The 24792-nt window shown below is 43.5% G+C and carries 25 protein-coding genes, 2 tRNA genes and 1 pseudogene; 24 read left to right on the plus strand and 4 right to left on the minus strand.

Features of this window, described 5'->3' with window-relative positions:
* The first annotated feature begins 4 nt into the window (after positions 1-4).
* The 20 genes from OCV99_RS05850 (at position 5) to OCV99_RS05945 (ending at position 15122) form a co-directional block, all read left to right on the plus strand.
* Entirely contained in the window at positions 5-2161 is a 2157-nt protein-coding gene (locus OCV99_RS05850; RefSeq protein WP_158369081.1) for a type IV secretion system DNA-binding domain-containing protein, read from the plus strand.
* Entirely contained in the window at positions 2158-3123 is a 966-nt protein-coding gene (locus OCV99_RS05855) for a replication-relaxation family protein (RefSeq protein WP_158369083.1), read from the plus strand. The genes OCV99_RS05850 and OCV99_RS05855 overlap by 4 nt, the downstream gene beginning before the upstream one ends.
* A 113-nt stretch (positions 3124-3236) precedes the next feature.
* Positions 3237-3503 (plus strand): hypothetical protein, encoded by a 267-nt coding sequence (locus OCV99_RS05860; RefSeq protein WP_158369086.1) that lies wholly within the window; start codon positions 3237-3239, stop codon positions 3501-3503.
* A gap of 481 nt (positions 3504-3984) precedes the next feature.
* On the plus strand, positions 3985-4215 hold the full coding sequence (locus OCV99_RS05865) for a hypothetical protein (RefSeq protein ID WP_158369090.1): 231 nt from the start codon (positions 3985-3987) through the stop codon (positions 4213-4215).
* A gap of 388 nt (positions 4216-4603) precedes the next feature.
* Positions 4604-4813, plus strand: coding sequence for a DUF5049 domain-containing protein (locus tag OCV99_RS05870; protein WP_465245502.1), 210 nt, complete (start codon positions 4604-4606; stop codon positions 4811-4813).
* 29 nt (positions 4814-4842) lie between these two features.
* Positions 4843-5502, plus strand: a complete 660-nt coding sequence (locus OCV99_RS05875) for a DUF5688 family protein (protein WP_158369092.1) — start codon at positions 4843-4845, stop codon at positions 5500-5502.
* Between the two features lie 32 nt (positions 5503-5534).
* Complete coding sequence (locus OCV99_RS05880) at positions 5535-5783, plus strand: DUF7678 domain-containing protein (RefSeq protein WP_158369094.1); 249 nt, start codon at positions 5535-5537, stop codon at positions 5781-5783.
* Between the two features lie 14 nt (positions 5784-5797).
* Positions 5798-6862 carry a hypothetical protein gene (locus tag OCV99_RS05885; protein WP_158369096.1) on the plus strand — a complete coding sequence of 355 codons (1065 nt, stop codon included), beginning with the start codon at positions 5798-5800 and terminating at the stop codon, positions 6860-6862.
* On the plus strand, positions 6843-7067 hold the full coding sequence (locus OCV99_RS05890; protein ID WP_158369098.1) for a DUF4314 domain-containing protein: 225 nt from the start codon (positions 6843-6845) through the stop codon (positions 7065-7067). The genes OCV99_RS05885 and OCV99_RS05890 overlap by 20 nt, the downstream gene beginning before the upstream one ends.
* A gap of 90 nt (positions 7068-7157) precedes the next feature.
* Entirely contained in the window at positions 7158-7445 is a 288-nt protein-coding gene (locus OCV99_RS05895) for a helix-turn-helix domain-containing protein (protein WP_158369100.1), read from the plus strand.
* A 65-nt stretch (positions 7446-7510) separates the two neighbouring features.
* Positions 7511-8824 carry a recombinase family protein gene (locus OCV99_RS05900; protein WP_158369102.1) on the plus strand — a complete coding sequence of 438 codons (1314 nt, stop codon included), beginning with the start codon at positions 7511-7513 and terminating at the stop codon, positions 8822-8824.
* Positions 8817-10403, plus strand: coding sequence for a recombinase family protein (locus OCV99_RS05905; protein WP_158369104.1), 1587 nt, complete (start codon positions 8817-8819; stop codon positions 10401-10403). The genes OCV99_RS05900 and OCV99_RS05905 overlap by 8 nt, the downstream gene beginning before the upstream one ends.
* A gap of 497 nt (positions 10404-10900) precedes the next feature.
* Positions 10901-10975: transfer RNA gene (locus OCV99_RS05910), tRNA-His, on the plus strand.
* Between the two features lies 1 nt (position 10976).
* A tRNA-Tyr gene (locus tag OCV99_RS05915) sits at positions 10977-11060 on the plus strand.
* Between the two features lie 135 nt (positions 11061-11195).
* The gene (locus tag OCV99_RS05920; protein WP_158369107.1) at positions 11196-11732 is read left to right on the plus strand and encodes an RNA 2'-phosphotransferase; all 537 of its coding nucleotides are present in this window, start codon (positions 11196-11198) and stop codon (positions 11730-11732) included.
* 41 nt (positions 11733-11773) lie between these two features.
* Positions 11774-11917, plus strand: coding sequence for a hypothetical protein (locus tag OCV99_RS05925; protein WP_262575009.1), 144 nt, complete (start codon positions 11774-11776; stop codon positions 11915-11917).
* A gap of 81 nt (positions 11918-11998) precedes the next feature.
* Positions 11999-13027, plus strand: a complete 1029-nt coding sequence (locus OCV99_RS05930; RefSeq protein WP_158369109.1) for an RNA ligase (ATP) — start codon at positions 11999-12001, stop codon at positions 13025-13027.
* A 54-nt stretch (positions 13028-13081) separates the two neighbouring features.
* Positions 13082-13753 (plus strand): hypothetical protein, encoded by a 672-nt coding sequence (locus tag OCV99_RS05935; RefSeq protein ID WP_158369111.1) that lies wholly within the window; start codon positions 13082-13084, stop codon positions 13751-13753.
* Between the two features lie 236 nt (positions 13754-13989).
* Positions 13990-14421 carry a helix-turn-helix domain-containing protein gene (locus tag OCV99_RS05940; protein ID WP_158369113.1) on the plus strand — a complete coding sequence of 144 codons (432 nt, stop codon included), beginning with the start codon at positions 13990-13992 and terminating at the stop codon, positions 14419-14421.
* Between the two features lie 95 nt (positions 14422-14516).
* Complete coding sequence (locus tag OCV99_RS05945) at positions 14517-15122, plus strand: class I SAM-dependent methyltransferase (protein ID WP_158369115.1); 606 nt, start codon at positions 14517-14519, stop codon at positions 15120-15122.
* A gap of 55 nt (positions 15123-15177) precedes the next feature.
* Here OCV99_RS05945 and OCV99_RS05950 read toward each other — a convergent pair whose 3' ends face one another.
* Positions 15178-15750, minus strand: coding sequence for a flavin reductase family protein (locus OCV99_RS05950; protein ID WP_158369117.1), 573 nt, complete (start codon positions 15748-15750; stop codon positions 15178-15180).
* 78 nt (positions 15751-15828) lie between these two features.
* On the opposite strand from OCV99_RS05950, the gene OCV99_RS05955 reads away from it, so the two are divergent.
* Positions 15829-16662 carry an AAA family ATPase gene (locus OCV99_RS05955; RefSeq protein ID WP_264471520.1) on the plus strand — a complete coding sequence of 278 codons (834 nt, stop codon included), beginning with the start codon at positions 15829-15831 and terminating at the stop codon, positions 16660-16662.
* 21 nt (positions 16663-16683) lie between these two features.
* The gene (locus OCV99_RS05960; protein ID WP_227193492.1) at positions 16684-17232 is read left to right on the plus strand and encodes a hypothetical protein; all 549 of its coding nucleotides are present in this window, start codon (positions 16684-16686) and stop codon (positions 17230-17232) included.
* Positions 17233-17496: 264 nt separating this feature from the next.
* On the opposite strand, the pseudogene OCV99_RS05965 reads toward OCV99_RS05960, so the two are convergent.
* The 3 genes and pseudogenes from OCV99_RS05965 to OCV99_RS05975 form a co-directional block, all read right to left on the minus strand.
* Positions 17497-17736: pseudogene (locus tag OCV99_RS05965) on the minus strand (winged helix-turn-helix transcriptional regulator); the annotation flags it as partial.
* A 252-nt stretch (positions 17737-17988) separates the two neighbouring features.
* Positions 17989-18855, minus strand: a complete 867-nt coding sequence (locus tag OCV99_RS05970; protein ID WP_158369123.1) for an SIR2 family NAD-dependent protein deacylase — start codon at positions 18853-18855, stop codon at positions 17989-17991.
* Positions 18806-19585, minus strand: coding sequence for a protein-ADP-ribose hydrolase (locus OCV99_RS05975; protein ID WP_158369125.1), 780 nt, complete (start codon positions 19583-19585; stop codon positions 18806-18808). Before OCV99_RS05975 ends, OCV99_RS05970 begins: the two co-directional genes overlap by 50 nt.
* Positions 19586-19803: 218 nt before the next feature.
* On the opposite strand from OCV99_RS05975, the gene OCV99_RS05980 reads away from it, so the two are divergent.
* On the plus strand, positions 19804-21219 hold the full coding sequence (locus OCV99_RS05980; RefSeq protein ID WP_158369127.1) for a D-alanyl-D-alanine carboxypeptidase family protein: 1416 nt from the start codon (positions 19804-19806) through the stop codon (positions 21217-21219).
* A 413-nt stretch (positions 21220-21632) separates the two neighbouring features.
* The gene (gene ileS / locus OCV99_RS05985) at positions 21633-24779 is read left to right on the plus strand and encodes an isoleucine--tRNA ligase (RefSeq protein ID WP_158369129.1); all 3147 of its coding nucleotides are present in this window, start codon (positions 21633-21635) and stop codon (positions 24777-24779) included.
* Positions 24780-24792 lie beyond the last annotated feature (13 nt).

Raw genomic sequence — 24792 nt, forward strand, 5'->3', positions numbered from 1 at the left:
AGCTATGACCAGGCATCAAATAGAAACCATATGCTGGAAAGAGTTCGTCTGGCGGCGCTCATTCAAACTGGAACAGGTTCATGAGATGCTGGCACACCTGGCTACCGTATCCTCCCGTGGAGCAATCATCTGGGAAATCCGTGCAAGAGATGGATTTGTTAGGCATCTTCTTGGAACGGACTCGGCAAGTATCCGCAAAATCACCGAAGCGCTCCAAGTACATGGAGAGATTGAATTCTATCCGGTTGACGAACATAACCGCAAGGCAGTTGATACGGTAAGGCAAATAAAAGTATCTCATCCGAGCTTATCGCTTCGTACAGATATCACGGAATCTACGATTCGAGCAGGGCTGGCGGCTATGGCTGCCACAGCCCGTGGCGAAGAAGCGGTTTTACAGATCATTCTCGGCGCGGCTTATCCACCGAGCACAATTCCGAAGAACCTTCCCGATCCAAATGCCGGATGGCTACAGGCAGTGCTTGGAAATGTATCTCAGGCCTCCACCGAAACTCGAAAATCCATCAAGGAGAAAGCAGAGCAACATACCTTTCAAGCTATTGTTCGCATCGGCGTTTCTGGTGCAAGTGCAAAATATCGTATTAACTGCGTCCTGAGCGCATTACGCACTCTGGAAGCGGCTGGCGTCAGAATCTATGATGAATTTGATAAACCCGCGAAGCTGAACATTGCCCATGTACCATGGCACTTTCCGCTGAGGTTATCCGTTAAAGAACTTGCGGGATTTCTAATGCTACCATCTGGCGATGAGGAACTACCAGGAATGTCTGGCGTCCATCCTCGAGCAATGTACCCACCGACGTGGTATAGGGAACCGACAAACCGGTTTAATGACCGTTCGTTTGGAACAACCTTAAACCCAGCAAACAGTCAGAAGCTCAGTATCTCTCCGGACGATAGTTTAAGGCCGACAATCATCCTAGGTCCTACCGGCGCCGGCAAGACTACTGTGATGCAGGCCATGATTCTCGCGGATGTCAATGCTGGGCGCAGCGTGTTAGTGATTGACCCGAAGGCAGATCTGGTTACGAGCATCCTCGAACGTGTACCGGCCTCAAGAGCAGACGATGTGGTCGTAATTGACCCTTCCGACGATAACCCTGTAGGTTTCAATCCCTTAGCTTTGCCGGGTAACCCCACCCTCATAGCCGATGCGATCCTGGCAGTCTTTAAGGAGATCTTTTCGGATAGCTGGGGCGTTCGAAGCCAGGATGTGCTGAGCGCGGCACTATTAACCTTGGTTGAGACGGACGGCGCATCACTGCTCTGGCTGCCACCGCTTCTGACAGATGAGAACTTCCGTCATAAGATCACAAAGGACGTCAAAGATAAGATTACGCTCAAACCGTTTTGGAGCACCTTTGATAACCTCCGTCCCGCTGAGCGTGAACAATGGGTTGCACCTGTGCTTAACAAAATGCGCCAGTTCCTGTTTCGACCGGGACTACGAGGCATCTTAGGACAGAGCCATCCCAAGTTTCAGCTAACAGATTTGTTCTCCCAACGTAAGATTGTCCTTGTCCCCTTGAATCGCGGCACAGTGGGCGCAGAAAGCGCCAGACTGCTGGGCAGCCTAGTGGTAGGCCTTACCTGGACGTTAGCCCTTTCTCGGGCGAACGTCGCGCCGGAACGCCGCCATTTGGTATCCCTGTATATCGATGAGCTGCAAGATTACCTGACCTTGCCTACGGATTTATCCGATGCTTTAGCACAGGCCAGAGGTCTGGGCGTGGGAATTACAATGGCGCATCAATATCGCGCACAGCTCCCCTATGAGATTCGTGCCGGTATTGATGCCAATGCAAGGAACAAAATCATCTTCGGGCTTAATGCCAGCGATGCCAGAGAAATTGCCACGATGGCTCCTGGATTGGAAGCGTTGGATTTCATGCTCTTGCCAAGATATCAAATCTATACAAATTTTATGTCGGGTGGTAGACAGACTGGCTGGATACAGGGCAAGACAATCCCCGCTCCACCGGCACTCCATACTGCGGCAGAAATTAAGGCACGAAGTCAAACTCGCTATGGTCGATCCAGTGGTGAGGTTGAGGCAGAATATCTCAAACTATTTGAGGAAGCCCCGAGCCTGATCGGTCCAGATCTTGATGATTCTGTCATCGGTCGGAGGAAAATATGAAGACGAACCGCCCGACCTTTCGCAGCGATGAATATGCCGATGATTCTCCCGACATATCGGCACAAAAACCGTTTAAGGGAAGCGACCCCTACCGCCATGTAGCGGTAGCCTATTCCCCCGGCGAGGAGGTGATCCCCATAGGAGTCAGAGTCGGAAGAAACCAACTGGAAAAATACAACGAGGAGCTATCAACACGCGACCGAGAGATTCTTGCATCTCTAAAAAAGTGCAAGTTTCTGCTTACCGGGCAGATCCAGCGTCTACATATAATCAATGCATCTACGCAGAAGGCTGCTAGGCGAGCCGCCGCCAGAGAGCTTCGTAAGCTGAAAGACTACGGTCTGGTTGCTACTTTAGAACGCCGGATTGGAGGAAGCCGTGCAGGTTCAGGGAGCCTCATCTGGCATCTAACCGAGGCCGGAGAACGGTTCTTAGTCATGGATAATCCGGAGCAATATACACGAAGGCGCTATCTCGAACCTTCTAGAATGTTTTTGAAACATTCTTTGGCTATCTCAGAATGCTATGTTCAGCTTGTAGAAATCTGTCGCAGAACTCCGGGACTGACATTACTTACCGCAGACTGGGAACCGGATTGCTGGCGACCATATACCCAGCACGGCAAAATCGTCTCATTAAAGCCAGATCTGTTCGTAGCCACGAAAAGCGATGGCTACGAGGACAGGTGGTTTATTGAGATTGATTTAAGCACGGAATCGCCATCTACTGTTATCGGCAAATGTGACCGCTATCGCGATTACTACCGCTCCGGGTTGGAGCAAAAGCAATTCGGCGTATTCCCGGTGGTTGTGTGGTTGGTGCTGGATGCAGGGCGCAAAGAACGGCTCCGCACAGCTATTCAAGAAGCGTATCCGAAAGGTGGCAAACTATTCATTGTCATTACGGCAGATGAATTTGAACGCCTGATCCGGCAAGGCTTTGACGCAAAAGATCTCTGCTAGTGGTTATCCTCTGGCAGAGATGTCAAAGGCCTGCGGCATGCAAGTCGAGGCATCGATGCTGAGGCGAAAAAGGCCCGATGACTGTTTTTACTAAATTTAACGAAAGGAATTACATGATACAAAGACCAAGCCAAGAAGAGATTGAAAAAGGCTTAGCGGAATTTAAGGGCGACTACAAAAGACTGCTCCGAAACATCACGAATTGTTTGGAGTTTGATTATAAGGCAATCTGTTCGCTCAGAACGCTCTTAGCTGATTCTAAGGAAGATATCGCTGAAATCAAAAGAACCATCCGTCCATATGTCGTAGATCTCATCTATGTCTTGATTCTCGATGAAAAAGATCTGAATAGCGGCGAATACGGGGTGGATGAAGAATGACGCGAAAAACTCTCACCGAAGAAGAAATTAAAAGCAAATACAACTCTATTTCAGAATGCCTTGCCATCTGCTACATCCAATCCAAGAGAATATTGGAAGATGCAGAAATACTCAATATGGATACGAAGCCCATCAAAGACGACTTAGCCTGTTTCACTCAAGAATTCATGCAGCTTTGTATGTAGCAAGCACCTTTTAAAACAAACACAGCAAAAACAAAACATTAGAGCCTTTTGTAGTCTATGCAAAAGATGTTCTCGGCTTGCATACCCCAGGCCTTTGGCAAAAATGCAATTGCTTGGAATTAAAACGGATTAGTCGGCGTTTCCGGCTAAGCACCTTATACACCCCCAAAACAGACTAGCTCATAGTAGAACATTCTTAAAGTCGCCGGAGGCCTGAAGCGTGCAAGTCGGGCAAACATAATCAATAAACGAAAATCTATCTATTTTAGACTATTAACTTTAACGAAAGGATCAGCATGGATTACCACACACTCGTCAGTTTATATGACGAACACCGCGACGCCGTCAGCGAGCTGGAGAATGCTTGCGAACGATTTAACCAAGCAGTTATCGATATGCATAGCTACAACATCTCGCTAATCGGCACGGCGGAGCAGCTCCGGGAATTTATAGATAAACTGGAGCGTTGTTATAAAAGCATTATCGAATTTCAGGACAATAAAGATAAGGAGTCGAAAATAAAATAAGGTTTTTGTGAATTGAGGCGTTTGTCTCCGGCTTGCATACTTCAGGCCTTCGGAAATAACAACACATTAATAAAGGAAATTTATGAATCACACATTACATTTTAACTTTGAGGAAAACGGTATGTCGTAGCAATTACGGCATTAAGAGGAGATAGCTCAGGTCGTTTGGTTATCTATTCTTGCCGCTTTCCAAAGAATAAACGACAGTACATTAAAGGTATATAGCCACGCCGAAAGGAGGTTAAGATTCGTGGATATATCATTCTCGCAAATCCGAAATCACATCGGACGCACCTTAACATCGTAGTCTCAGACCATTCTGAGAAAACACTGTAACCTGCAGGAATAACTGCACAAATCCAATTCTTTGAGATAGGAGGACATGACAATGATGACACAGATCATTAAGGAACAGATTTTGGCTGTCCGGGATACCGGAGAAACCAACATGTTTGACGTAAACGCCGTTCAGTATATCGCTAACCGCGAAGGATACTATGAATTGGTCGTTTACCTGATGGATAACCGTAAAGAGTACTGCAACTTCATCATGACAGGCACCGCGCCGGGGCTTGAAAATGATGATAGTGAAATGTAACCAGAAACCGTAGAGAGGGGGATATTTCTATGACGTTAGACTTTAACGATGATAGAACCTACACCAAAGACGTAGCTCTCAAAAATGTCAGATACGCACTATTTGATCCAAAAAAATTGCGAGACGATGTAGTCTCTGCTGAATTTCTGGATATGGTAGCTGCATTCGTTTTAATGGATCATTTCGATCCAAACAGACCGAGATACAAGATTATCGACGCAGTAGATATGGTCTCATTGGATATCAAGCTCAATGAAATCATGGACGCTGCCAATGAGAATTGCAAAAAAGTCGGATATCGCATTATGCCTATGGAGGATGCCATATCCGAGATTACCGGAATAGCGATTCCGAGCGATGCTCCCTATCCGATGTATGTCGGAACAAATCCGGAACGCATACTCGGAGCTTCCATTCTGATGTATGAGACATATCTTGAAGATCTTGCGGCACAAATAGAGGATGACCTCTGCATCGCACCGTCAAGCATTCATGAGGTTCTCATCTTTCCACTTTCTCTCGTACAACCCTCAAAAATCATTGAAATTGTACGGGATGTGAATCGGACTGTTGTATTGCCGCAAGAGAAGCTCAGCGATAGTGTATATATTTATCGCCGAGGCACTCATGCTATCTCGCAGGCCACGCTGAAGAATCCTGATGATTCCACTTGCGAACAAAATGATTAAGAGTGATGAATGTATAAAAGGAGGAATTGAGTATGTGGCAAGAAGGATCTATTGGCATTCCGGTAGACAAAGCAACCGGAAAAAGTTACATAACGATTCATTACGCCTTAAAGGTATATGATGAACCGAGCGAATTCGGCATCAACCATGGCAAGATTTCAAAACTGGAATTAAGGCAAGATGGCGAGATTGTTGCTAATTACGATCGTGGCTGGGATATTTGTCCGACCACTAAGGAAGCTGAACTTGCTCTTTATATCTTGTTAAACCGACACAATTAAAGGAGGTCTCTATTATGACGACTATAAAATATGCCGCATCTGGCGAACAGAGAAAGAAACTCGTAAACGCCTTATCTGAGATTCTCGAATGCGAGTCTAAATATCTCAAAGCTCCAAGCTATGGATATGAAGTTGGTTCATGCGTTGTTAATCGTACTGGGGATATTGAATTTCCGGACGATATGACCGAAGAGGAAATCGAAGCTATCGTCAAGAAACTTACCTGGCATGGTTTTGAAAGAATTTTAGACGAGCCTACGGAAGAAATCGACGGTGCACCTGTATTGGAAGAGTCTGCTCTCGGAGCAGAAGATCCGACTGAGGAAAATGTATCCGATGCCGTGGAAGCAAACGTCGAAGAATCTGAAGATGTTTTAGACGAAACCGTTGTTGAGGAAGACAAAATCGCCGCTGCTGAGGATTCGGCCGCTTCTAAAGAAACATCGGCAGAGTCCATCGAGGAATCGGAAGCTCCAGTTTTGCCAGAAGGCAACTTTGAATCAGCGGAAGCTACGAAAGAAGCTACAGGCGAACCATCTGAGAAAACTTCTATTCCAGAAGCGACCGAACCAAAGAAGATCGTAATTGAGCTGCCAGGCTCTTACCTTGATGAGGCTGAACTTGGCAGAGTCAGAGCGATTGTTGCCAGTAAAGCAACGGTTCTCAAGAAAGCGCTCGAAACAGACAATCTGTCCATTGAGCGCAAAGAGGACAAGGTTTGCTTTCCGTGGTTCACTGATCATGGCATTGATGGAGAGGCGAAAGCATATATGCAGCTTGTATCTGGTATTGCGAAGAGAGCCAAAATGCTCACTCGCGTTACGGCTACGGAAAGTCCGTCAGATAACGACAAATTTACAATGCGGCTCTTTCTCGTATCTCTGAACTTCAAAGGGCCAGAATATGCCTTTGCTCGTAAATTCCTGCTTCGCAACCTGTCTGGAAACAGCGGTTGGCGAACCGAGGAAGCGAAAGCAAGACATGATGCCCGTAAGATCAGAACAGAAATTGAAGCACCGGAAGTAACTATTGGACAATCATCTGAAGGAGGTGAAGCTGATGCAGGAATTTCCGAATAAACAGACGATTGAAAGACTACGAAAAACATATCCAGCCGGGACACGCGTAGAACTTGTTTCTATGAACGATCCATACACTAAGCTAATGCCAGGAGAGCAAGGAACCGTGCAGTTCATTGACGATATTGGTACGATCTTTGTTAACTGGGACTGCGGCTCCGGCCTTGGTGTCGCTTATGGCGAGGATATTATCCGCAAAATTTAGGGCTATACCCACTCACACGCCAGCCCCAAGTGGGCTGGCAATTCTATAGTTAAGTCTATCGCACATTAACAGAGAGGAGGCATCAATAACATGCTTTTAAAAGACAAGCAGGCAATCGAAGCCCTTAGAAAAGAAAACTATTCGTATGCCTGTATTGCAAAAACACTTGGACTTTCGCCCAATACCGTAAAGTCTATCTGTCGCAGGAACGGCTATGTACCTAAGCAGGAGTTCAAGACAAAGGCCGAGAAAAGTGTCTTACAGATATGTAAAAACTGTGGTCGCATTTTGGATTGTTCTAATAGCCATAAGAAATACTTTTGTTGCGATGCTTGTCGCATAGAATGGTGGAAAAATGTCAGAAGAAAAGGAAAATAATAATCCATTTTCAACTGGACTTTTCTCCTTAAAAGAGTGATGAATGTCTGTAGGAGGTGGAATTTATGCAAATTAAAGAGATTAACGCAACAAAGCTACCGGATATCGGAATAAAACGTGTCGCCGCATACGCCCGTGTATCTTCTGAAAAAGGAGAAGCACTACATTCTTTATCCGCACAAATCAGCTATTATAACGAGTATATTTCCAATCATATCGGCTGGGAGTTTGCTGGTGTGTATGCTGACGAGGGCATTTCCGGGACAAAGGACTCACGTCCCGAGTTCCAGCGCCTATTAGCGGATTGCCGCAAAAAAAGGATAGATCTCGTCATTACGAAATCTATCACCCGCTTTGCCAGAAACACAGTAACGCTCCTTGATACAATTCGGGAACTAAAGTTGCTAAATATTGATGTGTTATTTGAAAAAGAAAACCTTCACAGCCTCGGCGCGAATGGGGAACTCATGCTAACGCTCCTAGCAATGTATGCAGAGGAGGAAGCACGTTCGGCCAGCGAAAACCAAAAATGGCGCATCCAAAAGATGTTTGAGGAAGGACGACCAAATACTGGTCGCATGTTAGGCTATTGCCTGAAAGACGGGCAGTTGACCATTATTCCTAAAGAAGCGGAAATTGTCCGTATGATTTTTGATGATTACCTCTCCGGAATGGGGAGGCTTGCTATCGCTAAAAAGCTGAATGCTATACATGTTCCTACGGTGCGAGGCTGTGATGATTGGCGCGAAGGCAGTATCTATCGAATTCTCCATAATGAGAAATATACCGGAGATATGATTCTGCAAAAAACCTACGTTGAGGATTTTCGAACGAAGAAAGGAGTCATTAACCGAGGTGAGAAAAGAAAATACTTTGTAGAAAACAGCCACGAGGCGATTATCTCAAAGGAAATTTTCGAACGGGCGCAAGCCGAAGCAGAACGCAGAAAAGCCAAGATAAAGTTACCCGAAAAACGCATGAAAACTATCTTTACAGGTATGCTTATCTGCGCTTGCTGTGGTAAGCATTTCAATAGAAGAGTCGCGAATGCCAGCACTAAATATGCGAAGCCCGCTTGGATATGTGCAACATTCATGAGGAAAGGAAAGAAATATTGCAATAACCGGCAAATACCAGAAAAAATATTGATAGCAAAGACAAAGGAGGTTCTTGGCTTGCCGTCGCTCGAGGATATTGATCTAAAAGATTATATATCCGAGATTGTCTGCGGTAAAGATTACGACCTCACTTATGTCATGAATTCTGGCGAAGAAGTTAAAACAATATGGCATCCCTATTCCCGAAAAGACAGTTGGAATGAGGAAATGCGACAACAAGCGCGAAATAGAACCTTAGAAAGGAGTACTTTGTATGAATAACGCAAAACGAGTGACTGTTTGGGAACCGATAGATATCCAAGCTATGTGCGAAGAAGAATCGGAAATTCCCAAACTAAAAGTTGCCGCATATGCCCGTGTTTCTACGGAGCAGGACGAGCAACAGTCCAGTTATGAGGCACAGGTGGATTATTATGGCAAATATATCCGTAGTAATCCGGCCTGGGAATTTGTCGGTATCTACGCCGACGAAGGTATAACCGGGACAAATACCAAAAAACGCGATGGCTTCAACCGTATGATCGCCGACGCAAAAGCTGGCAAAATTGACCTGATTCTTACGAAGTCGATCAGCCGTTTTGCCCGCAATACTGTCGATACGCTTCAGACAGTTCGTGAGCTTTCCGCCCTCAAAATCGAAGTAATCTTTGAAAAAGAGGGAATCCGAACCTTGGATAAGCAATGCGAAGTTATGCTGACAATCATGTCCAGCCTTGCGCAGGAGGAAAGCCGGTCTATCTCGGAAAATGTTCGCTGGGGAATGCAGAAAAGTATGCAGGATGGTAACATCTCTTTGCCATATAAACGTTTCCTCGGTTATAGAAAAGGCGAAGACGGCAGGCCGGAAATCGTACCAGAAGAGGCTGAAATTATCAGAGATATCTACAAAATGTTTCTTGATGGAAAAACGATCCGCACCATTGCGGACACTTTAACCGAACATGGCATTAAGACGCCCGGCGGAAAAGATAGGTGGTCAGTCAGTACTATTAAAAGTATTCTCTCAAACGAGAAATACAAAGGCGATGCCTTGCGTCAAAAGACCTACACTGTAGATTATCTGTCGAAAACAGTCCGAAAAAACAATGGCGAAGTAAAACAGTACTATGTGTCGAACTCGCATGATGCCATCATCGACGAAGATACTTTTAATCTGGTACAAGCAGAGCTTGAGCGAAGAAGCAATTTTAGGTCTGCCCTAAGAGATAACAGCATGTTCAGTACGAAGATCATTTGTGGTGAATGCGGATATTTTTACGGCAGAAAAGTGCTTCACAGCAACAGCAAAAAGCATCGAAAGGTCGTGTGGTATTGTAACCATCGGTATGATGGTGACGAAAAATGTGCATCTCCCAGCATTTCTGAATCAGATATTAAGAAATATTATCTGGAAGCCCTGGAAAAATTACTGTCCAACAAGGATTCATACATTACAGAATGTCAGGAGCGTCTCGAAAATGAAGATGTATTAGTACAGCTTAAAGAAACGCGCCAGCAGGCTGAAATTTCACTTGAGGACCTTATGGCAGAGATTCAGGGGGTAGTCCACGAAAACGCCCGAAAGTCTCAGGATCAGCAGAAATACCGAGCTAAATTCAATAAGTTCGTCCAGCAAATTGATGAACAGAAAAAGCGCATGGCCGTTCTGAAAGCCGAAGAACTTAAACTGGTGGGTATGCGCGAGAAACTTCATCGTTTTATTGAGACGCTGAAAAACTGCAAAGATGCTACAGTATTTAAAGAGCAAGAATGGAACAACTTAGTAGAGCGTGCAGTCGTGAAGACAGAATCGCTTGACTTTGAATTTAAGAATGGCGAGAGGATAAAAATCACAATCTAATCTCAGGCAAACTATATACCACAAAATATGAGCGGCCAGCAATTGACCGCTCTTTTTTCTTGCTTCTTTTCTACTCATATAGCCTCACAGAACTCTAGTTCTCATAAAATTGGTGCAACTGTGAAAAGGCGTGTGCTTATGATTATTCTCCTCAACTCCAAGATAATCCGTGCGGCTTGCGCTTATTTCTTTTCAGAATGTAAGAATCCGTGCAACTTATGCTTGTAATGCACCAATTCTGAGCAAGACAGAGATCATTAAAATTGGTGCAGACTGATACTGAGTCTATAGCAGTGATTAGAAAAACACTCATTTTCTAACCCTGTGTTTATATTGTTCCTAGAAAAATTGGTGCAGACATAAAGAAAAACCCCCGAAAAATCGGGAGTTTTTCTCACGCCATTTTGTATCAAAAGTGACGTCTAAACCTGGTCTAAAGGTTAGGACACAACCCTTTCAAGGTTGTAATGCTCGGTTCAAGTCCGGCGGGGATCACTGTGGCTATAGTACAACGGTTAGTGCGGCAGATTGTGGCTCTGCATATCCGGGTTCGATTCCCGGTAGTCACCCCATGGGTAGGTAAGCCTAGCGGCGAAGGCGGCGGACTGTAAATCCGTTACATCAGAAACATCGAAGGTTCGAGTCCTTCCCTGCCCACTTTGTCAGCGTGTCTGAGTTGGTTTATCCTGATTATTCCAAATTGCTTTCTTAAAGATGAGCAGAACTGGCTAATACTACAGATGAGTGTGATTTTATGAGTGAAAGGTTTAAATGGTACGAGGAGTGATGTAAATGGATTTAAATAAAACAAGCAGATTTATCAGTTTGATTCTCCGGCACAGGCCAAATACTATTGGGATCTCGTTAGATGAACATGGATGGGCAAGTGTTGAAGAACTTTTGGCTGGTATCTCAAAGACACAGTACATTGATATGGAAATGCTTGAGAAAATTGTGGAAACAGATAGCAAGCAGAGATATTCTTTTAATGAAGATAAGACATTGATCAGAGCAAATCAAGGTCATTCCATTGACGTGGATGTAGAACTTCCGAAGAAGCAGCCTCCGGTAATTTTATATCACGGAACGGGAGAAAAATACGTAATCTCGATTGATGAACAAGGCCTGATTTCCAAGAGCCGCCTCTATGTCCATTTATCTGGTGATGAAGCAACTGCGGCTGTTGTCGGTTCACGGCATGGGAGACCCGTGGTGTATGAAGTACTTGCGAGTCAGATGTACTATGACGGTTATGAATTCTTTCAATCTGTAAATGGAGTATGGCTCACGAAGGCAGTACCGGTACAGTATTTGAAAAAACTTAAATAAAGCAGTGGGAGAATTAAATCCTATGACATGTACGATGCTAAATGGCAAAGGTTACAATTCTTTCTAACATTACAAGCATTCATCGAATTACTATAGACCGGGCAACAGAAAAAAAGGACAAATGGCGGAGTGAAGAAAAGTCAGTCAACGATGTGTTGAATGACAAAAACGGAGTGCTCATTTAAAATAGAATTATTCTGTAACACAAAATGCTTGCGAGTCAGATTGAGGAGGAGAAAAAGAAAGATAAGGAAGGTGTGAAATAATTGGAGAAGAGAAAGTTAGCATCCGTACAGTATGTACATCATATCACACCCATTGAAGGTGCAGATAAGATTGAGTGTGTACATGTCCTGGGATGGCAGTGTGTAGCCAACAAGGGGCAGTTTCAGGTGGGAGACCGTTGCGTATATATAGAAGTGGATTCATTTCTTCCTGTATGTGAGGAATTTGAGTTTCTAAGAAGCAGCAGTTTTAAAAAGTCAGAGATTCTTGGAGAAGGTTTCCGTTTAAAGACATTGAAGTTCAGAGGACAGATTTCACAGGGATTGGTCCAACCTTTATCGATTCTTCCGGAAGGTAAATATGAAATCGGAGCGGACGTGACAGAAGCTCTGGGTATTCGAAAATGGGAGATTGAGGAGAGAGTTACCAGCAGTGGTACGGTAATCGGAGATTTCCCTTATGGTATTACAAAGACAGATGAGCTTAGAGTTCAGTCTTATCCAGACTTAATCAGTGAGTTCAAGGAAATACCTGCTTACTATATCAGTACGAAGATGGATGGAACCAGCGTGACAATGTACTGGAAGGATGGTAAGTTTGGCGTCTGTGGACGAAACTATGAATATGAAGATAACGATAAGTGTGCCATGTGGAAATATGCCCATGAGCATAAGATTGAAGAGCGTTTAAAAGAGAATAACATTCCTGATGTGGCAATTCAGGGCGAGTTCTGCGGAGCAGGGATTCAGAAAAACAGATTGAAGCTTGTAAAACCGGAATGGTATGTCTTCACGATAGTCAATATGGAGACCGGACGTAGATATTCGCTTCAGCAGATGCAGGAACTTTGTGAGAAGGTCGGCCTTAAGATGGTACCTGTCGAAGAACAGGGAGAAGAATTTCCTTATAGTTCTGTTGAGAAACTGCTTGAAAGAGCAAAAGGAAAGTATGATTCCGGGATGAATAAGGAAGGGATTGTTATCAGACCAGTGGAGCCTGTTTATTCAAGAACAATAGAAGGACCATTGTCCATGAAAGTTCTGAATAATGATTATTTGCTGAAGGAGTGACAGGGATGACAAGAGGAATTATGTGAAAGATGGCGCAGGTTCAGGAGAAACCAGATGTTTAAGAAGAGAAGAAAAGAGGATCTTGAGGAAGGACATACAAATAATATATGGAACAGGCGCGATTTTGTAATGTGCGGCTTGGGAGAAAAAAGCAGAGTGTTGGCAATTGTTAAGCATATCAGAAAGTGTATGAAGTGGAGTAAGCAGAGAGTTGTCAGAGGATATGCAGATTCGGATATCTGGAATATGTATGGTTATCTACAGGTATTATTGCCGGACATGCTGGAATATCTGAAAAATCATCGTTGCGGTTCTCCTGGTTATTTTGGAGAGAACTATACAAATGAGGATGGGATTCTTGTAAATGATACTTGCCATGAGGTCTGGGATAAGATACTGGATCGTATGATTTTTCTTTGGAGAGAAACAGATGAAGAAACATGCTCTAAAAAAAATCCATACGAAGAGGAGTATATGAAAGCTCTCGATGAATTCACAGATAAATATGGAATATTTGGAGAAAAACTTCAGACACCGGAAGAACTGGAAGCCAATCGAAAACGTGGAGGCGGTGGCACTGTTCATTTTATGCATGAGCTGCCAGAATACAAAGAGATATCGGAAAAAAACATGGAAGAAGAAAAGAAGTTGGAACAGTACAGAATCGACTGTAAAGACGAGGTTATGGATTTGATGAAAGAACACTTCTTTGCCTTGTGGGATTAAAACGAATGAATTTTCCTGGAGAAGTGGTAAGAAACTTCTGAGATTGGCTTGCGATTTACCAGCGGATAAAGTAAACTAAAACTAAGAAAGTATAGGGAATATATGTTGAAGCAATTGCTTGCTGAGAATGGGGAGTGAGCAATTGTTTTTTCAACTATTATGGAAGAACGCCGCCGGTTCCGTGAAAAGCTGAAAGAGGCTCTGAAAAAAGTGGTGTGAATCAGGAAGGAGAGTGTATGAAGTACAGACCTGAATATGATCCAAAGGTAATTGGGAAAAATTTAAAACGGCTGAGAGAAGCGAAGAATCTGTCTGTGAATGAGGTAAGAGAGTACTTGCGTCTCAGCAAACAGGCAGTTTATAATTATGAAAGTGGTAAGCGATATCCGCAGTCAGATACCATGTTTGCGTTAATGGAACTGTATGAAGCAGATCTGCATGACATTATAGATGAACACGTGGAAGTCTCTGCGATCATGGACATGCCATGTAATGCATTGGAAGAATCTGAACAAACGATTTGTAAGGAAGCAAGTTGTGATGTATTAGAGAATACGGAGCCTGAGGCAGTACAGGGAATCGAGATGGTGGTTACGAATGTAATCTCGATTGAAGAGCGCAGGAAAAAATATGCGGAGTTGTTAGGCAAATACTATAAAGCTGGGTAAAGGTGGACAGCCATAAGCTTATGGATATGAGTGTGAGGCTGATGATCTGTATGCCTATAGCAAAACGCTCGCGGATCAGGGGAAAGGGGTTGCAAATGAATAAAAAAATATGGGATTTATATGCACCAATATATGAACGGGCAATGCGTTCAGATCGTAAAATTTATCAGACAATGTATGACAGGATTCCAAAAGTTATTCAAGAAAAAGATGTGCTGGAAATCGCTACCGGTCCCGGATTGCTGGCAAAGCATGTGGCATATGCTGCAAATAAAATGATTGCCACGGATTATTCCGAAGGAATGATTGCGGAAGCCAGAAAAGGAAAATACCCTGCTAATCTGACATTTGAAGTTGCAGATGCTACAGACCTGCCGTTTGATGATAGTTCCTTTGATGTGGTTCTGATTGCCAATGCACTTCATGTTATGTCGGATCCGGAAAAGGCGCTCATGGAAATAAAACGGGTATTGAAGGATAAAGGAATACTGATTGCGCCTAATTTTGTAAATCATAAAGGTGGGTTTATAAGCCGCATATGGTCGGGCATACTGAAAATAGCAGGAATAGGTTTTGAACATCAGTGGAAGGAAGAGGAATACAGGCAATTTCTTGAAAAAAACGGATGGAAAGTAAAAAACTGGAAATTAATGCAGGCGCGTATCCCTATTGTCTATGTTGAATGTGTAAGAGAACGGTAGATTCCGGTGTTATGTGGGGCCGCAGCCTTCTAAGCTGCGGCACCACTAAGTTTCATTATTTTTTCATCAGTTCGACACCGGCATTCCAGGCAGTTGCAACTTTCTCTCCGGTGGAGTAGTAACCATTCTGGAATTGATCAAACATGAGTGCCTGAAGTTTTGTCGGATCGACCTTTCCATTTTCAGAGAGTACGTTTTCTTCTGCTTTAACATTTACAATCTTTCCAACGATTGCGGATACATACTCGGTTTCCAGAAATTCCAGCAGTTCGCATTCCATAACAACAGGAAATTCCTCAATAATCGGAGCGTTTACTTTATCACTCTTTACGGCATGGTAACCGGTACGTTCAAATTTGTCATTAATTTTATTTCCGGAAGCGATGCCAAAGAAATCTGCAACATCTACATGTGCTTCATCAGCCAAAGCGACAGTAAAAGCTTTGCTTTCCTGAATATTCAACCAGGTCTTCTTGCCTTCGCCGATAAACAGAATGATTTTATCCATATCGCAAATCTGACCCCAAGCTACATTCATTACATTTACTTTTTCGTTTGCGTCATATGCGGCTACCATCAGAACCGGCATTGGATAGACAGCCGGAATGACACCAATATCTTTCTTCATATTGTAGATACCTCCTTATAATGATTTGATTGTATTTCTTTATGAATCTACTTATAATTATATTAATATCGGGAAAGGATGGCAAGTTTTTCAGTGATATATTTGAGTAGTTTTAAGCTAAGTAAAGAGAGAATAAATAACCCCAATATATATCCGTATAATGTATTTCATGGGAAAGATGTGGAGCCATTTGTCTTTTCGCCAGTTACAGTGCTATATGGGAATAACGGATCCGGGAAATCTACTATTCTAAATATCATAGCGAACAAGCTTATGTTAAAAGGCAAGGAGTATGCAACCAGCAATTCTTTCGGGAGTGTAGATTACTGTGGCAGATTTTCATCGGAATGCAGGTTTAGTTTCGGAGATGATGAGTCTGGGAATACAATTAGAAAACTTCCGGAGAATAGCAGGTTTATTAAGAGCGAGGATATTTTATACGAGATCAAAAAAATTCAGCAAAGACAGATTCTGGCTGATGGCATGGAATATGATTATATGAAAAATGGACATTCGCACAAAGAGGCAGCAGATTATTTCCGGACGAAAGAAGGAATGCAGCAGATTGAATATATAGAATTTGCGCAGGAAAAATATTCAAATGGGGAAACAGCGATGCAATTCTTTGAGGACTATCTGCTACCGGATGCATTATATCTGCTGGATGAACCGGAGGTATCGCTGTCACCGGCAAATCAGGTATTACTGGCAAAAGAGATTAATAAGCTGGCGAGACTGCTTTCGTGTCAGTTTATTATTGCGACACATTCGCCGTTTATGCTTGGAACACTGGATTCTAAAATATATAATATAGATACGGAAGATTATAGTATTTGTGAATGGTACGATCTTGAAAACGTGAGATATTTTTATGATTTTTTTAAGAAGCATGAAAGTGAATTTGAAAGATGATATAGTATAAGATACGGGATTTTGGAGGGGTACGATGGAAATATAAAGAACAGGAATATAAATATCATAACGGATTTGAAGGGAAATAAGATTGTCCTGATTAATGATATTATTTTTAAAGGAAAGAAAGCAATCAACTGGAATGATGTAAAGGTTTACCTGGAATCCTATGTAAGAGAGTTTTATGAAATTGCTGATACAAAGGATATTGTGTATATCGGGAAAGACTTGCCGGATGAATATACAGGTTCCAGATATACTTATTCGCTGAAGGGTGCGAATGCAAAAGCAAAGGCGAATGCTTCCCAAGGGATACCGGAAATGTTGGAAATAGCAGTTGGTAAACAATTTCGGGAAAACTCCGGAGAGAAACATTTGAGAAATGCGGCAAATGGATGGTACAGGTATGATTCCCGTTTTGCGCTTCCTGTTTATGATGAATCGGGAGAGGTGGAGCGGTATAATATTTTTCATGCGTCTATGCTGATACGCCACGCGAATGATGGAAAAATGTATTTATATGATGTTTTAGACATAAAAAAAGAAACGAGCAACCCGTTCAAATCATAAAATTCTACTTGGCAAAAACCCATTTCCTAAGACCCACTATAGAATATGATTGGGCATCTGTCAAGCAATATTTTGAATCCAGCATTGAAACTGTAACAGTTCAGCCCGCGTCATTCGCAAAACGCATCTGCGATGCTTCTCCGCTGCTATGCAGCTATTTTTGCTCATAAAATGGCGCTCCACTCATAAGTCAAACAGTAGGAATCAGAGATATATCAAAAGAGTGAAGATACCGCGATGGAAAAGTATCTTCACTCTTTTCTTTTACAACATGTTTTTATAAGCATTTCCCCACTCAACCATGGAATCAAGAATTGGTTTCAAAGACTTTCCTAAATCACTTAATGCATATTCTACTCTTGGCGGAACTTCCGGATAGACCGTTCTTGTAATCAAACCATCGTTTTCCATAGAGCGAAGGCTGTCAGTGAGAACCTTCTGGCTGATGCCTTCTAAATCCCTTTTGAGTTCGTTGAAACGCCAGGGGCGTTGTAAAAGATTCCTTTTTTATATCATCTACAATTACTTCCTTCAGCTCTACGGTTTCACTTTCCCGGAAAAGTATAATACCATCTCCCTTGCTTTCATTCGCTGGACACATTATGCCCACAAATACAGATAAGTATTACACCTAAATCAGTGCTGTTTTCCAAGTTACAGAATGAGAACATATCAATTCTACTCATTATTCTAGCCAGCGTTTGATACGATTGACACGATAAATGATATCATAGAAGTGTAATTGAATCTGTTGTCTTATAATTGTTCCAATACCGCTCCAATGTCTGCATCGATGCAGATGGAGCGCTCTGCGATTTTTGATGGTGCATAAGCTTCCCCATAATTGATACAGGCATAGACAGCCTTCGGGTTCTGCGCAGTCATCTGCCAGAATGGATATTTAATAATCCCGGGGGTGTTTATACCAACGCCAAGCTCCAAGAATAATACGTTAAGTCCTTTATGCCTGCGGAGAAAGTCAGAATATCTTTCACTTGCACGGTACCAGCCGTCATCCTGAACAAAGGTATTATCAGCTCTTAAATTCATTGTCATTGGTTTTCCACAGACGGGGCAATAGGGAATTAGCCTGGCAGGTATCTTCCGATTGGTCTGTTGTTTTACCATATCACGGATAACTGTCTCGTTATCATAGGTGGCATTATGGCAAGGCTTGCTGCATTGAAACAAACCGTAATCACCCTGCGTATAAAACAATCTGTGCTTATCAAACCCTGCTTTCTGGAATTGGTGGTCAACATTGGTTGTAAGCACAAAATAATCTTTGTCTTTTACAAGTTCAAACAGTTTTTTATATGTTCCATTATCCCTGTCTCGATAGCGATTGATAAAAATATATCTCGACCAATACGCCCAATGTTCTTCAAGGCTTTCAAAAGGATAAAATCCACCGGAGTACATATCACGGAAACCGTATTTTTGGGTGAAATCCGAAAAATTGTCCTCGAAGCGTTTTCCTGTATATGTGAAGCCTGCTGAGGTGGATAATCCTGCGCCTGCTCCGATAATTACCGCTTCTGCATTTTGCAAAAGTTCTTTTGTCCGGTTGATATTATCCAAGTATTCTTTTGTAGATGTCGTAATCTTCCTGTTTGAAAACATTAAATACCACCCTTTCTATCTGTGTGTCTGTCTGTAAAAATTCTGTAACTGTCTGTACGGCAATTTCTGCCGCTTTTTTCTGTGGAAAATGAAACTCTCCTGTGGAGATACAGCAAAAGGCAATACTTTTCAGCCCCTTGTCAGAAGCAAGTTGTAAACATGACCGATAGCAGTCTGCAAGCTGCCTTCGATGTGTTTCCGTAAGAAGACCGGACACAATCGGCCCGACGGTATGAAGCACATAGCGGCATGGAAGATTATAGGCAGGGGTTATTTTTGCCCCGCCTGTCGGCTCGTCATAGCCCTGTTCGTTCATAATTTTATCGCAAGCTAAACGAAGCTGTATGCCGCTGACGCTGTGAATGATATTATCCACGCAGGAATGGCAGGGGATGAAACAGCCCCTTAAAGCGCTGTTCGCGGCATTTACGATTGCATCAATTTTTAGCGTGGTAATATCGCCGCGCCATAATACCAGACGGCTATTCAAAGGAGAAACCGGCAATAAAGCGCTATCTGTAATTCCTTTTTCTGCTACTTCTTCACTTAAATATTCATTCTGAAGCGCAAGAAAGCTGTCACTTATCGGACGGGGGGAACGAATATTCATCAGACTCCTAAGAAGCCTTTTTTGTTCATTTTCATTTGTGGGTATCTGCATTTCTCTGTACTGCGGCAGTTCTGTAAGCAATTCTTTAATCAAAATTTCCCGCTTTTCTTTATGTGTCATTTCTATCCCTCCTGAATATTATGCCATCATTGTATCGCTGACGGTGTCAACTGTAAAGTACGTACAATATTGTGCCGTAGTTACCGCAAGGAAACCATAGTGAAGAAATATACGATGGCTTTAGAGACGAAAGGAGAGGTATAAGAACACTTTCAGAAGTTGTTTTTTACTTATAAATAGGGTAAGATAATAAGTAAGAAAGCAAGGGGGATGCGGGAATGAGGTATTGCAGGTACATATTGGCAGTGATCCTGGCAATAATGGTATTTTCGGTTTTTACACAGCCTGCAGCAGCTGCTGAGCCTACAGAAACTGCTGCATCAGATGCGAAACCCGCGGCAGATGCTGAGGAAGAGAAAACAGAAGAGGAAAAGAAGAAAGAAGCCTATGAAAAAGAGCTTCAGGCCGTCTATCAGCTTCCGGTTCAATCCAATGAATTAGAGGACTGGGCGCAGGGACCGGGAACATATGGCGATGCGGCAATTGTTATGGAAGCCGGGAGCGGCGCCGTTCTCTATGCCAAGAATATTGATGCGAAAGAGTATCCTGCCAGTATTACGAAGGTTCTGACGGCACTTCTTGCGTATGAGTATGGGGATATGAACAGTAATGTTGTGATTACGAAGGAGGCATTGTCCTGTCTTGGCTCCGGCTATGCGTCAATTGGTATGAAGGAGGGCAACTCGATTTATATGCGTCAGGCTATGCACGCGATGCTGCTCGCTTCCTCGAATGAGGTTGCCTATGCGGTCGGTGAGACGGTTGCCGCCGGGCAGGGACAGAGCTATGACTGGTTTATCAGTCAGATGAATGAGAAGGTAAAGGAACTTGGCGGAGTAAATTCTCATTTCATTAATACGAATGGGGTTCACGATGAGAATCATTATACTTGTGCCAGAGACATGGCGCTGATTGGAAAGGAATTATTTGCTTATCCCGAATTTTTTGAGACCTGCCGGACGCAGCAGTATAAGATTGATGGGTCGGCCACCACGGAGGAGCATGTATTTCAGCAGAAACATGAGATGCTTATTGCCAATAACAGTGAGTACTATGAGAAGGCGGTCGGAGGAAAAACCGGATATACCACGGAAGCGCAGAATACGCTGATAACGATGGCAGAAGATGGAAATCTCCGGCTGGTATGTGTAGTTTTTAAAACTTACGGCGGCCATGTGTATTCAGATACCAGGGCGCTTTTGGAGTATGGCTTTCAGAACTTTCAGAAAGTGTCTGTTCTGGAAAATGAGGCGGATAAGCGAATGAAAAATATACCGAAAGACGCATATGTCTGTCTGCCGGAGGGAATAACCTTTGAGATGCTGGATAAGGAAATTGAAAAGATTGACGGCAGCAGTGAAGCGAAAATCACCTATCTGTATCAGGATATGCCGGTGGGGACGGTTACAGCGGAGGTGGAGGATGTTTTTGCAAGTAATCAGACAGTCAGAGTTGCGGCAAAGACTTCGGAAGAATCGGGAAAAAACAGTGGGAGTGGCTCCTCACAGTGGATGCGGACATTTGCTGCCACACTGGCAGCATGTATTGTGCTGGTTATTGTAATGATGACAGTATTATCTGTCAGGCGGGAAAGAAAGAGGCTGGAAGCAAGAAGAAAGAGAAGGAAAAATTAAAGCAAACCCTTGACTTGCAGAAAATTTACGATTATAATATCCCCGTATATAAAAAGATGTTAAAAATGTTGACGAAGACAGTAAGGCATAAAGGAACGTGTCAGAGAGCCGGTGATGGTGGAAATCCGGTGCAAGTAGAGTATGCCCGAATATCACTTCTGAGTTTCAGTTTCTGAAAGGAATCGTTGTTTTTGGCGAGTAAGAACTGACGGTGTCCGCCGTTATATGGAGAACATATGATAGTATGTTTAGGTGGTTTATAAGCGAATTTAACTTTCGTCCTATACAGGACGGAAGTTTTTTTATATAACAGGAAATTCCTTTGGAATCCCCTGTTATATAAAATGCACTTCGTGCAGCGATTGCGCGCAGGGCGCAATCTTTTTCATGATATAGGAAAGTGAGGATTGGATATGTATAAGAAGGTTTCTACAGATCTTAAGTTCGTGGACCGTGAGAAGGCTACGGAAAAGTTCTGGGAAGAGAATCATATTTTTGAAAAGAGTATGGAGAACCGCAAAGAGGGCGAGACTTACACTTTCTATGACGGACCTCCGACAGCAAATGGGAAGCCTCATATCGGGCACGTTCTGACACGTGTTATTAAAGATATGATTCCCAGATATCGTACAATGAAGGGATATATGGTTCCGAGAAAAGCGGGATGGGATACACATGGACTTCCGGTAGAGCTGGAAGTAGAGAAGCTTCTCGGTCTGGACGGCAAGGAGCAGATTGAGGAATACGGAGTGGAGCCATTTATCAACAAGTGTAAGGAAAGTGTGTGGAAATATAAGGGTATGTGGGAGGATTTCTCCAGTACGGTTGGCTTCTGGGCTGATATGGAGCATCCATACGTAACCTATGACAATAATTTTATTGAATCGGAATGGTGGGCGCTGAAGCAGATCTGGGAGAAAGGGCTGCTTTATAAAGGATTTAAGATTGTACCTTACTGTCCCCGCTGCGGTACGCCGCTTTCAGCACAGGAGGTAGCACAAGGCTATAAGGACGTGAAGGAACGCTCTGCTATTGTCCGCTTTAAAGTGAAGGATGAGGATGCCTACATTCTTGCATGGACAACAACGCCATGGACGTTGCCTTCTAACATCGGACTTTGTGTGAATCCGGATGAAGAGTATGCAAAGGTAAAATGTGTGGATGGATATACCTATTATATGGCGTCTGCACTTCTGGATACAGTGCTTGGTAAGTTAGCTGAGGAAGGAAAACCGGCGTACGAGATTCTTGAGACTTATGTCGGAAAGGATTTGGAATATAAGGAATACGAGCCGCTTTACCAGTGCGCGTATGACTGTGCTGCGAAGCAGAATAAGAAAGCATTTTATGTAGTATGTGATTCCTATGTAACGCTGACCGATGGTACAGGCGTTGTTCATATTGCCCCGGCATTTGGTGAGGATGACGCTAAGGTAGGACGGAAGTATGATATGCCGTTTGTCCAGTTGGTAGATGAGAAGGGAAATATGGGAGAGACAACCCCATTTGCCGGAATCTTTGTGAAGAAGGCAGACCCGCTTGTGTTGAAAGACCTGGAAGAGAGAAATCTTCTTTTCGAAGCCCCGAATTTTGAACACAGTTATCCACACTGCTGGAGGTGTGATACGCCGCTGATTTATTATGCGCGTGAGTCCTGGTTTATCAAGATGACGGATGTGAAAGAAGACCTGATTGCAAATAACAACACCATTAACTGGATTCCTGAGAGTATAGGGAAAGGCCGTTTCGGCGACTGGCTGGAAAATGTACAGGACTGGGGCATCAGCCGTAACCGTTACTGGGGAACTCCGCTAAATATCTGGGAGTGTGAGTGCGGACATCAGCATTCCATAGGAAGTATTGCAGAGCTTAAGGAGATGTCTGATAACTGTCCGGAAAATATTGAGCTTCACCGTCCGTATATTGACGAGGTAACCATCCGCTGCCCGAAGTGCGGCAAGCCGATGCACCGTGTGCCGGAGGTAATTGACTGCTGGTTTGACAGTGGTTCCATGCCGTTTGCACAGCATCATTACCCATTTGAAAATAAAGAAGTATTTGAGCAGCAGTTCCCGGCAGACTTTATTTCCGAGGCTGTTGACCAGACGAGAGGATGGTTCTATTCTCTGCTTGCGATTTCAACTCTGATTTTTAACAAGGCACCATATAAGAATGTTATTGTTCTTGGCCATGTGCAGGATGAGAACGGGCAGAAGATGAGTAAGTCCAAAGGAAATGCGGTGGATCCTTTTGAAGCCCTGGAGACTTACGGGGCAGATGCAATCCGCTGGTATTTCTATGTAAACAGCGCGCCTTGGCTTCCAAACCGTTTCCACGGCAAGGCGGTTGTAGAGGGACAGCGCAAGTTTATGGGTACTTTATGGAATACCTATGCATTCTTTGTTCTGTATGCGAACATTGATGAATTTGATGCAACGAAATACAGCCTGGATTATGAGAAGCTTCCGGTTATGGATAAATGGCTTCTGTCCAAGCTGAATACCTTAATAAAAGAAGTGGATACGGATCTTGAAAATTACAGAATCCCGGAGGCTGCAAGAGCGCTGCAGGATTTTGTGGATGATATGAGTAACTGGTATGTAAGACGTTCCAGAGAGCGCTTCTGGGCGAAAGGGATGCCGCAGGATAAGATTAATGCATATATGACCCTTTATACCGCCCTTGTTATCGTGTCTAAAGTAGCGGCTCCGATGATTCCTTTCATGACGGAAGAAATCTATCAGAATCTGGTGAGAAGTATTGATAAAGAAGCGCCGGAGAGTATTCATCTGTGTGACTTCCCGGAAGCAGACGATGCAATGATCGACAAGGATCTGGAAGCGAATATGGAAGAAGTTCTGAAGTTGGTAGTTATGGGACGCGCCTGCAGGAATACGGCGAATATCAAGAACCGGCAGCCAATCGGACAAATGTTTGTGAAAGCAGATTTTGAATTGCCGCAGTTCTATCAGGATATCGTGAAGGAAGAGCTGAATGTAAAAACTGTGACATTTACACAAGATGTAAGAAACTTTACTTCTTATACTTTTAAACCTCAGCTAAAGACAGTCGGGCCAAAATATGGTAGAATGTTAGGAGGTATCAAGGCAGCTCTGAACAGTCTTGACGGCAATGCGGCGATGGATGAAGTGAACCGGACAGGTGCGCTGAAGCTTCAGATAGACGGACAGGAGATTACACTTCTGAGAGAAGATCTGCTGATTGATACTGCTCAGACGGAAGGTTATGTATCTGAAGACAATAATGGAATTACAGTAGTCCTGGATACGAATTTAACAGAGGAACTTCTGGAGGAAGGCTTTGTGCGTGAAATCATCAGTAAAGTTCAGACGATGCGTAAAGAAGCCGGATTTGAAGTGACGGATAAGATTCAGATAACCTATACAGGAAGCGGGAAGGCTGAGAATATCTTTGCGGCAAATGCAGATACCGTGGGAAGCGAAACACTTGCGACGGCCGTAAGTAAGGATGAGCCAAAGGGCTATGTAAAAGAGTGGAATATTAATGGCGAGAAGGTAACCATAGGCGTAGAAAGATAAAAGAATGTTGTGA

This window comes from Dorea acetigenes (assembly GCF_025567385.1).
Classification (GTDB): Bacteria; Bacillota; Clostridia; order Lachnospirales; family Lachnospiraceae; genus Claveliimonas; species Claveliimonas acetigenes.

Excerpts from the sequence above, each read along its gene's own strand:
- OCV99_RS05945 (WP_158369115.1), top strand. The coding sequence starts at position 14,517 with ATGAATAAAAAAATATGGGATTTATATGCACCAATATATGAACGGGCA.
- OCV99_RS05865 (WP_158369090.1), top strand. The coding sequence starts at position 3,985 with ATGGATTACCACACACTCGTCAGTTTATATGACGAACACCGCGACGCC.
- ileS (WP_158369129.1), top strand. The coding sequence starts at position 21,633 with ATGTATAAGAAGGTTTCTACAGATCTTAAGTTCGTGGACCGTGAGAAG.
- OCV99_RS05905 (WP_158369104.1), top strand. The coding sequence starts at position 8,817 with ATGAATAACGCAAAACGAGTGACTGTTTGGGAACCGATAGATATCCAA.
- OCV99_RS05870 (WP_465245502.1), top strand. The coding sequence starts at position 4,604 with ATGATGACACAGATCATTAAGGAACAGATTTTGGCTGTCCGGGATACC.
- OCV99_RS05850 (WP_158369081.1), top strand. The coding sequence starts at position 5 with ATGACCAGGCATCAAATAGAAACCATATGCTGGAAAGAGTTCGTCTGG.
- OCV99_RS05890 (WP_158369098.1), top strand. The coding sequence starts at position 6,843 with ATGCAGGAATTTCCGAATAAACAGACGATTGAAAGACTACGAAAAACA.
- OCV99_RS05925 (WP_262575009.1), top strand. The coding sequence starts at position 11,774 with ATGGCAAAGGTTACAATTCTTTCTAACATTACAAGCATTCATCGAATT.
- OCV99_RS05980 (WP_158369127.1), top strand. The coding sequence starts at position 19,804 with ATGAGGTATTGCAGGTACATATTGGCAGTGATCCTGGCAATAATGGTA.
- OCV99_RS05855 (WP_158369083.1), top strand. The coding sequence starts at position 2,158 with ATGAAGACGAACCGCCCGACCTTTCGCAGCGATGAATATGCCGATGAT.
- OCV99_RS05935 (WP_158369111.1), top strand. The coding sequence starts at position 13,082 with ATGTTTAAGAAGAGAAGAAAAGAGGATCTTGAGGAAGGACATACAAAT.
- OCV99_RS05860 (WP_158369086.1), top strand. The coding sequence starts at position 3,237 with ATGATACAAAGACCAAGCCAAGAAGAGATTGAAAAAGGCTTAGCGGAA.
- OCV99_RS05880 (WP_158369094.1), top strand. The coding sequence starts at position 5,535 with ATGTGGCAAGAAGGATCTATTGGCATTCCGGTAGACAAAGCAACCGGA.
- OCV99_RS05975 (WP_158369125.1), bottom strand. The coding sequence starts at position 19,585 with ATGACACATAAAGAAAAGCGGGAAATTTTGATTAAAGAATTGCTTACA.
- OCV99_RS05895 (WP_158369100.1), top strand. The coding sequence starts at position 7,158 with ATGCTTTTAAAAGACAAGCAGGCAATCGAAGCCCTTAGAAAAGAAAAC.
- OCV99_RS05955 (WP_264471520.1), top strand. The coding sequence starts at position 15,829 with ATGGCAAGTTTTTCAGTGATATATTTGAGTAGTTTTAAGCTAAGTAAA.
- OCV99_RS05875 (WP_158369092.1), top strand. The coding sequence starts at position 4,843 with ATGACGTTAGACTTTAACGATGATAGAACCTACACCAAAGACGTAGCT.
- OCV99_RS05900 (WP_158369102.1), top strand. The coding sequence starts at position 7,511 with ATGCAAATTAAAGAGATTAACGCAACAAAGCTACCGGATATCGGAATA.
- OCV99_RS05970 (WP_158369123.1), bottom strand. The coding sequence starts at position 18,855 with ATGTTTTCAAACAGGAAGATTACGACATCTACAAAAGAATACTTGGAT.
- OCV99_RS05950 (WP_158369117.1), bottom strand. The coding sequence starts at position 15,750 with ATGAAGAAAGATATTGGTGTCATTCCGGCTGTCTATCCAATGCCGGTT.
- OCV99_RS05940 (WP_158369113.1), top strand. The coding sequence starts at position 13,990 with ATGAAGTACAGACCTGAATATGATCCAAAGGTAATTGGGAAAAATTTA.
- OCV99_RS05885 (WP_158369096.1), top strand. The coding sequence starts at position 5,798 with ATGACGACTATAAAATATGCCGCATCTGGCGAACAGAGAAAGAAACTC.
- OCV99_RS05920 (WP_158369107.1), top strand. The coding sequence starts at position 11,196 with ATGGATTTAAATAAAACAAGCAGATTTATCAGTTTGATTCTCCGGCAC.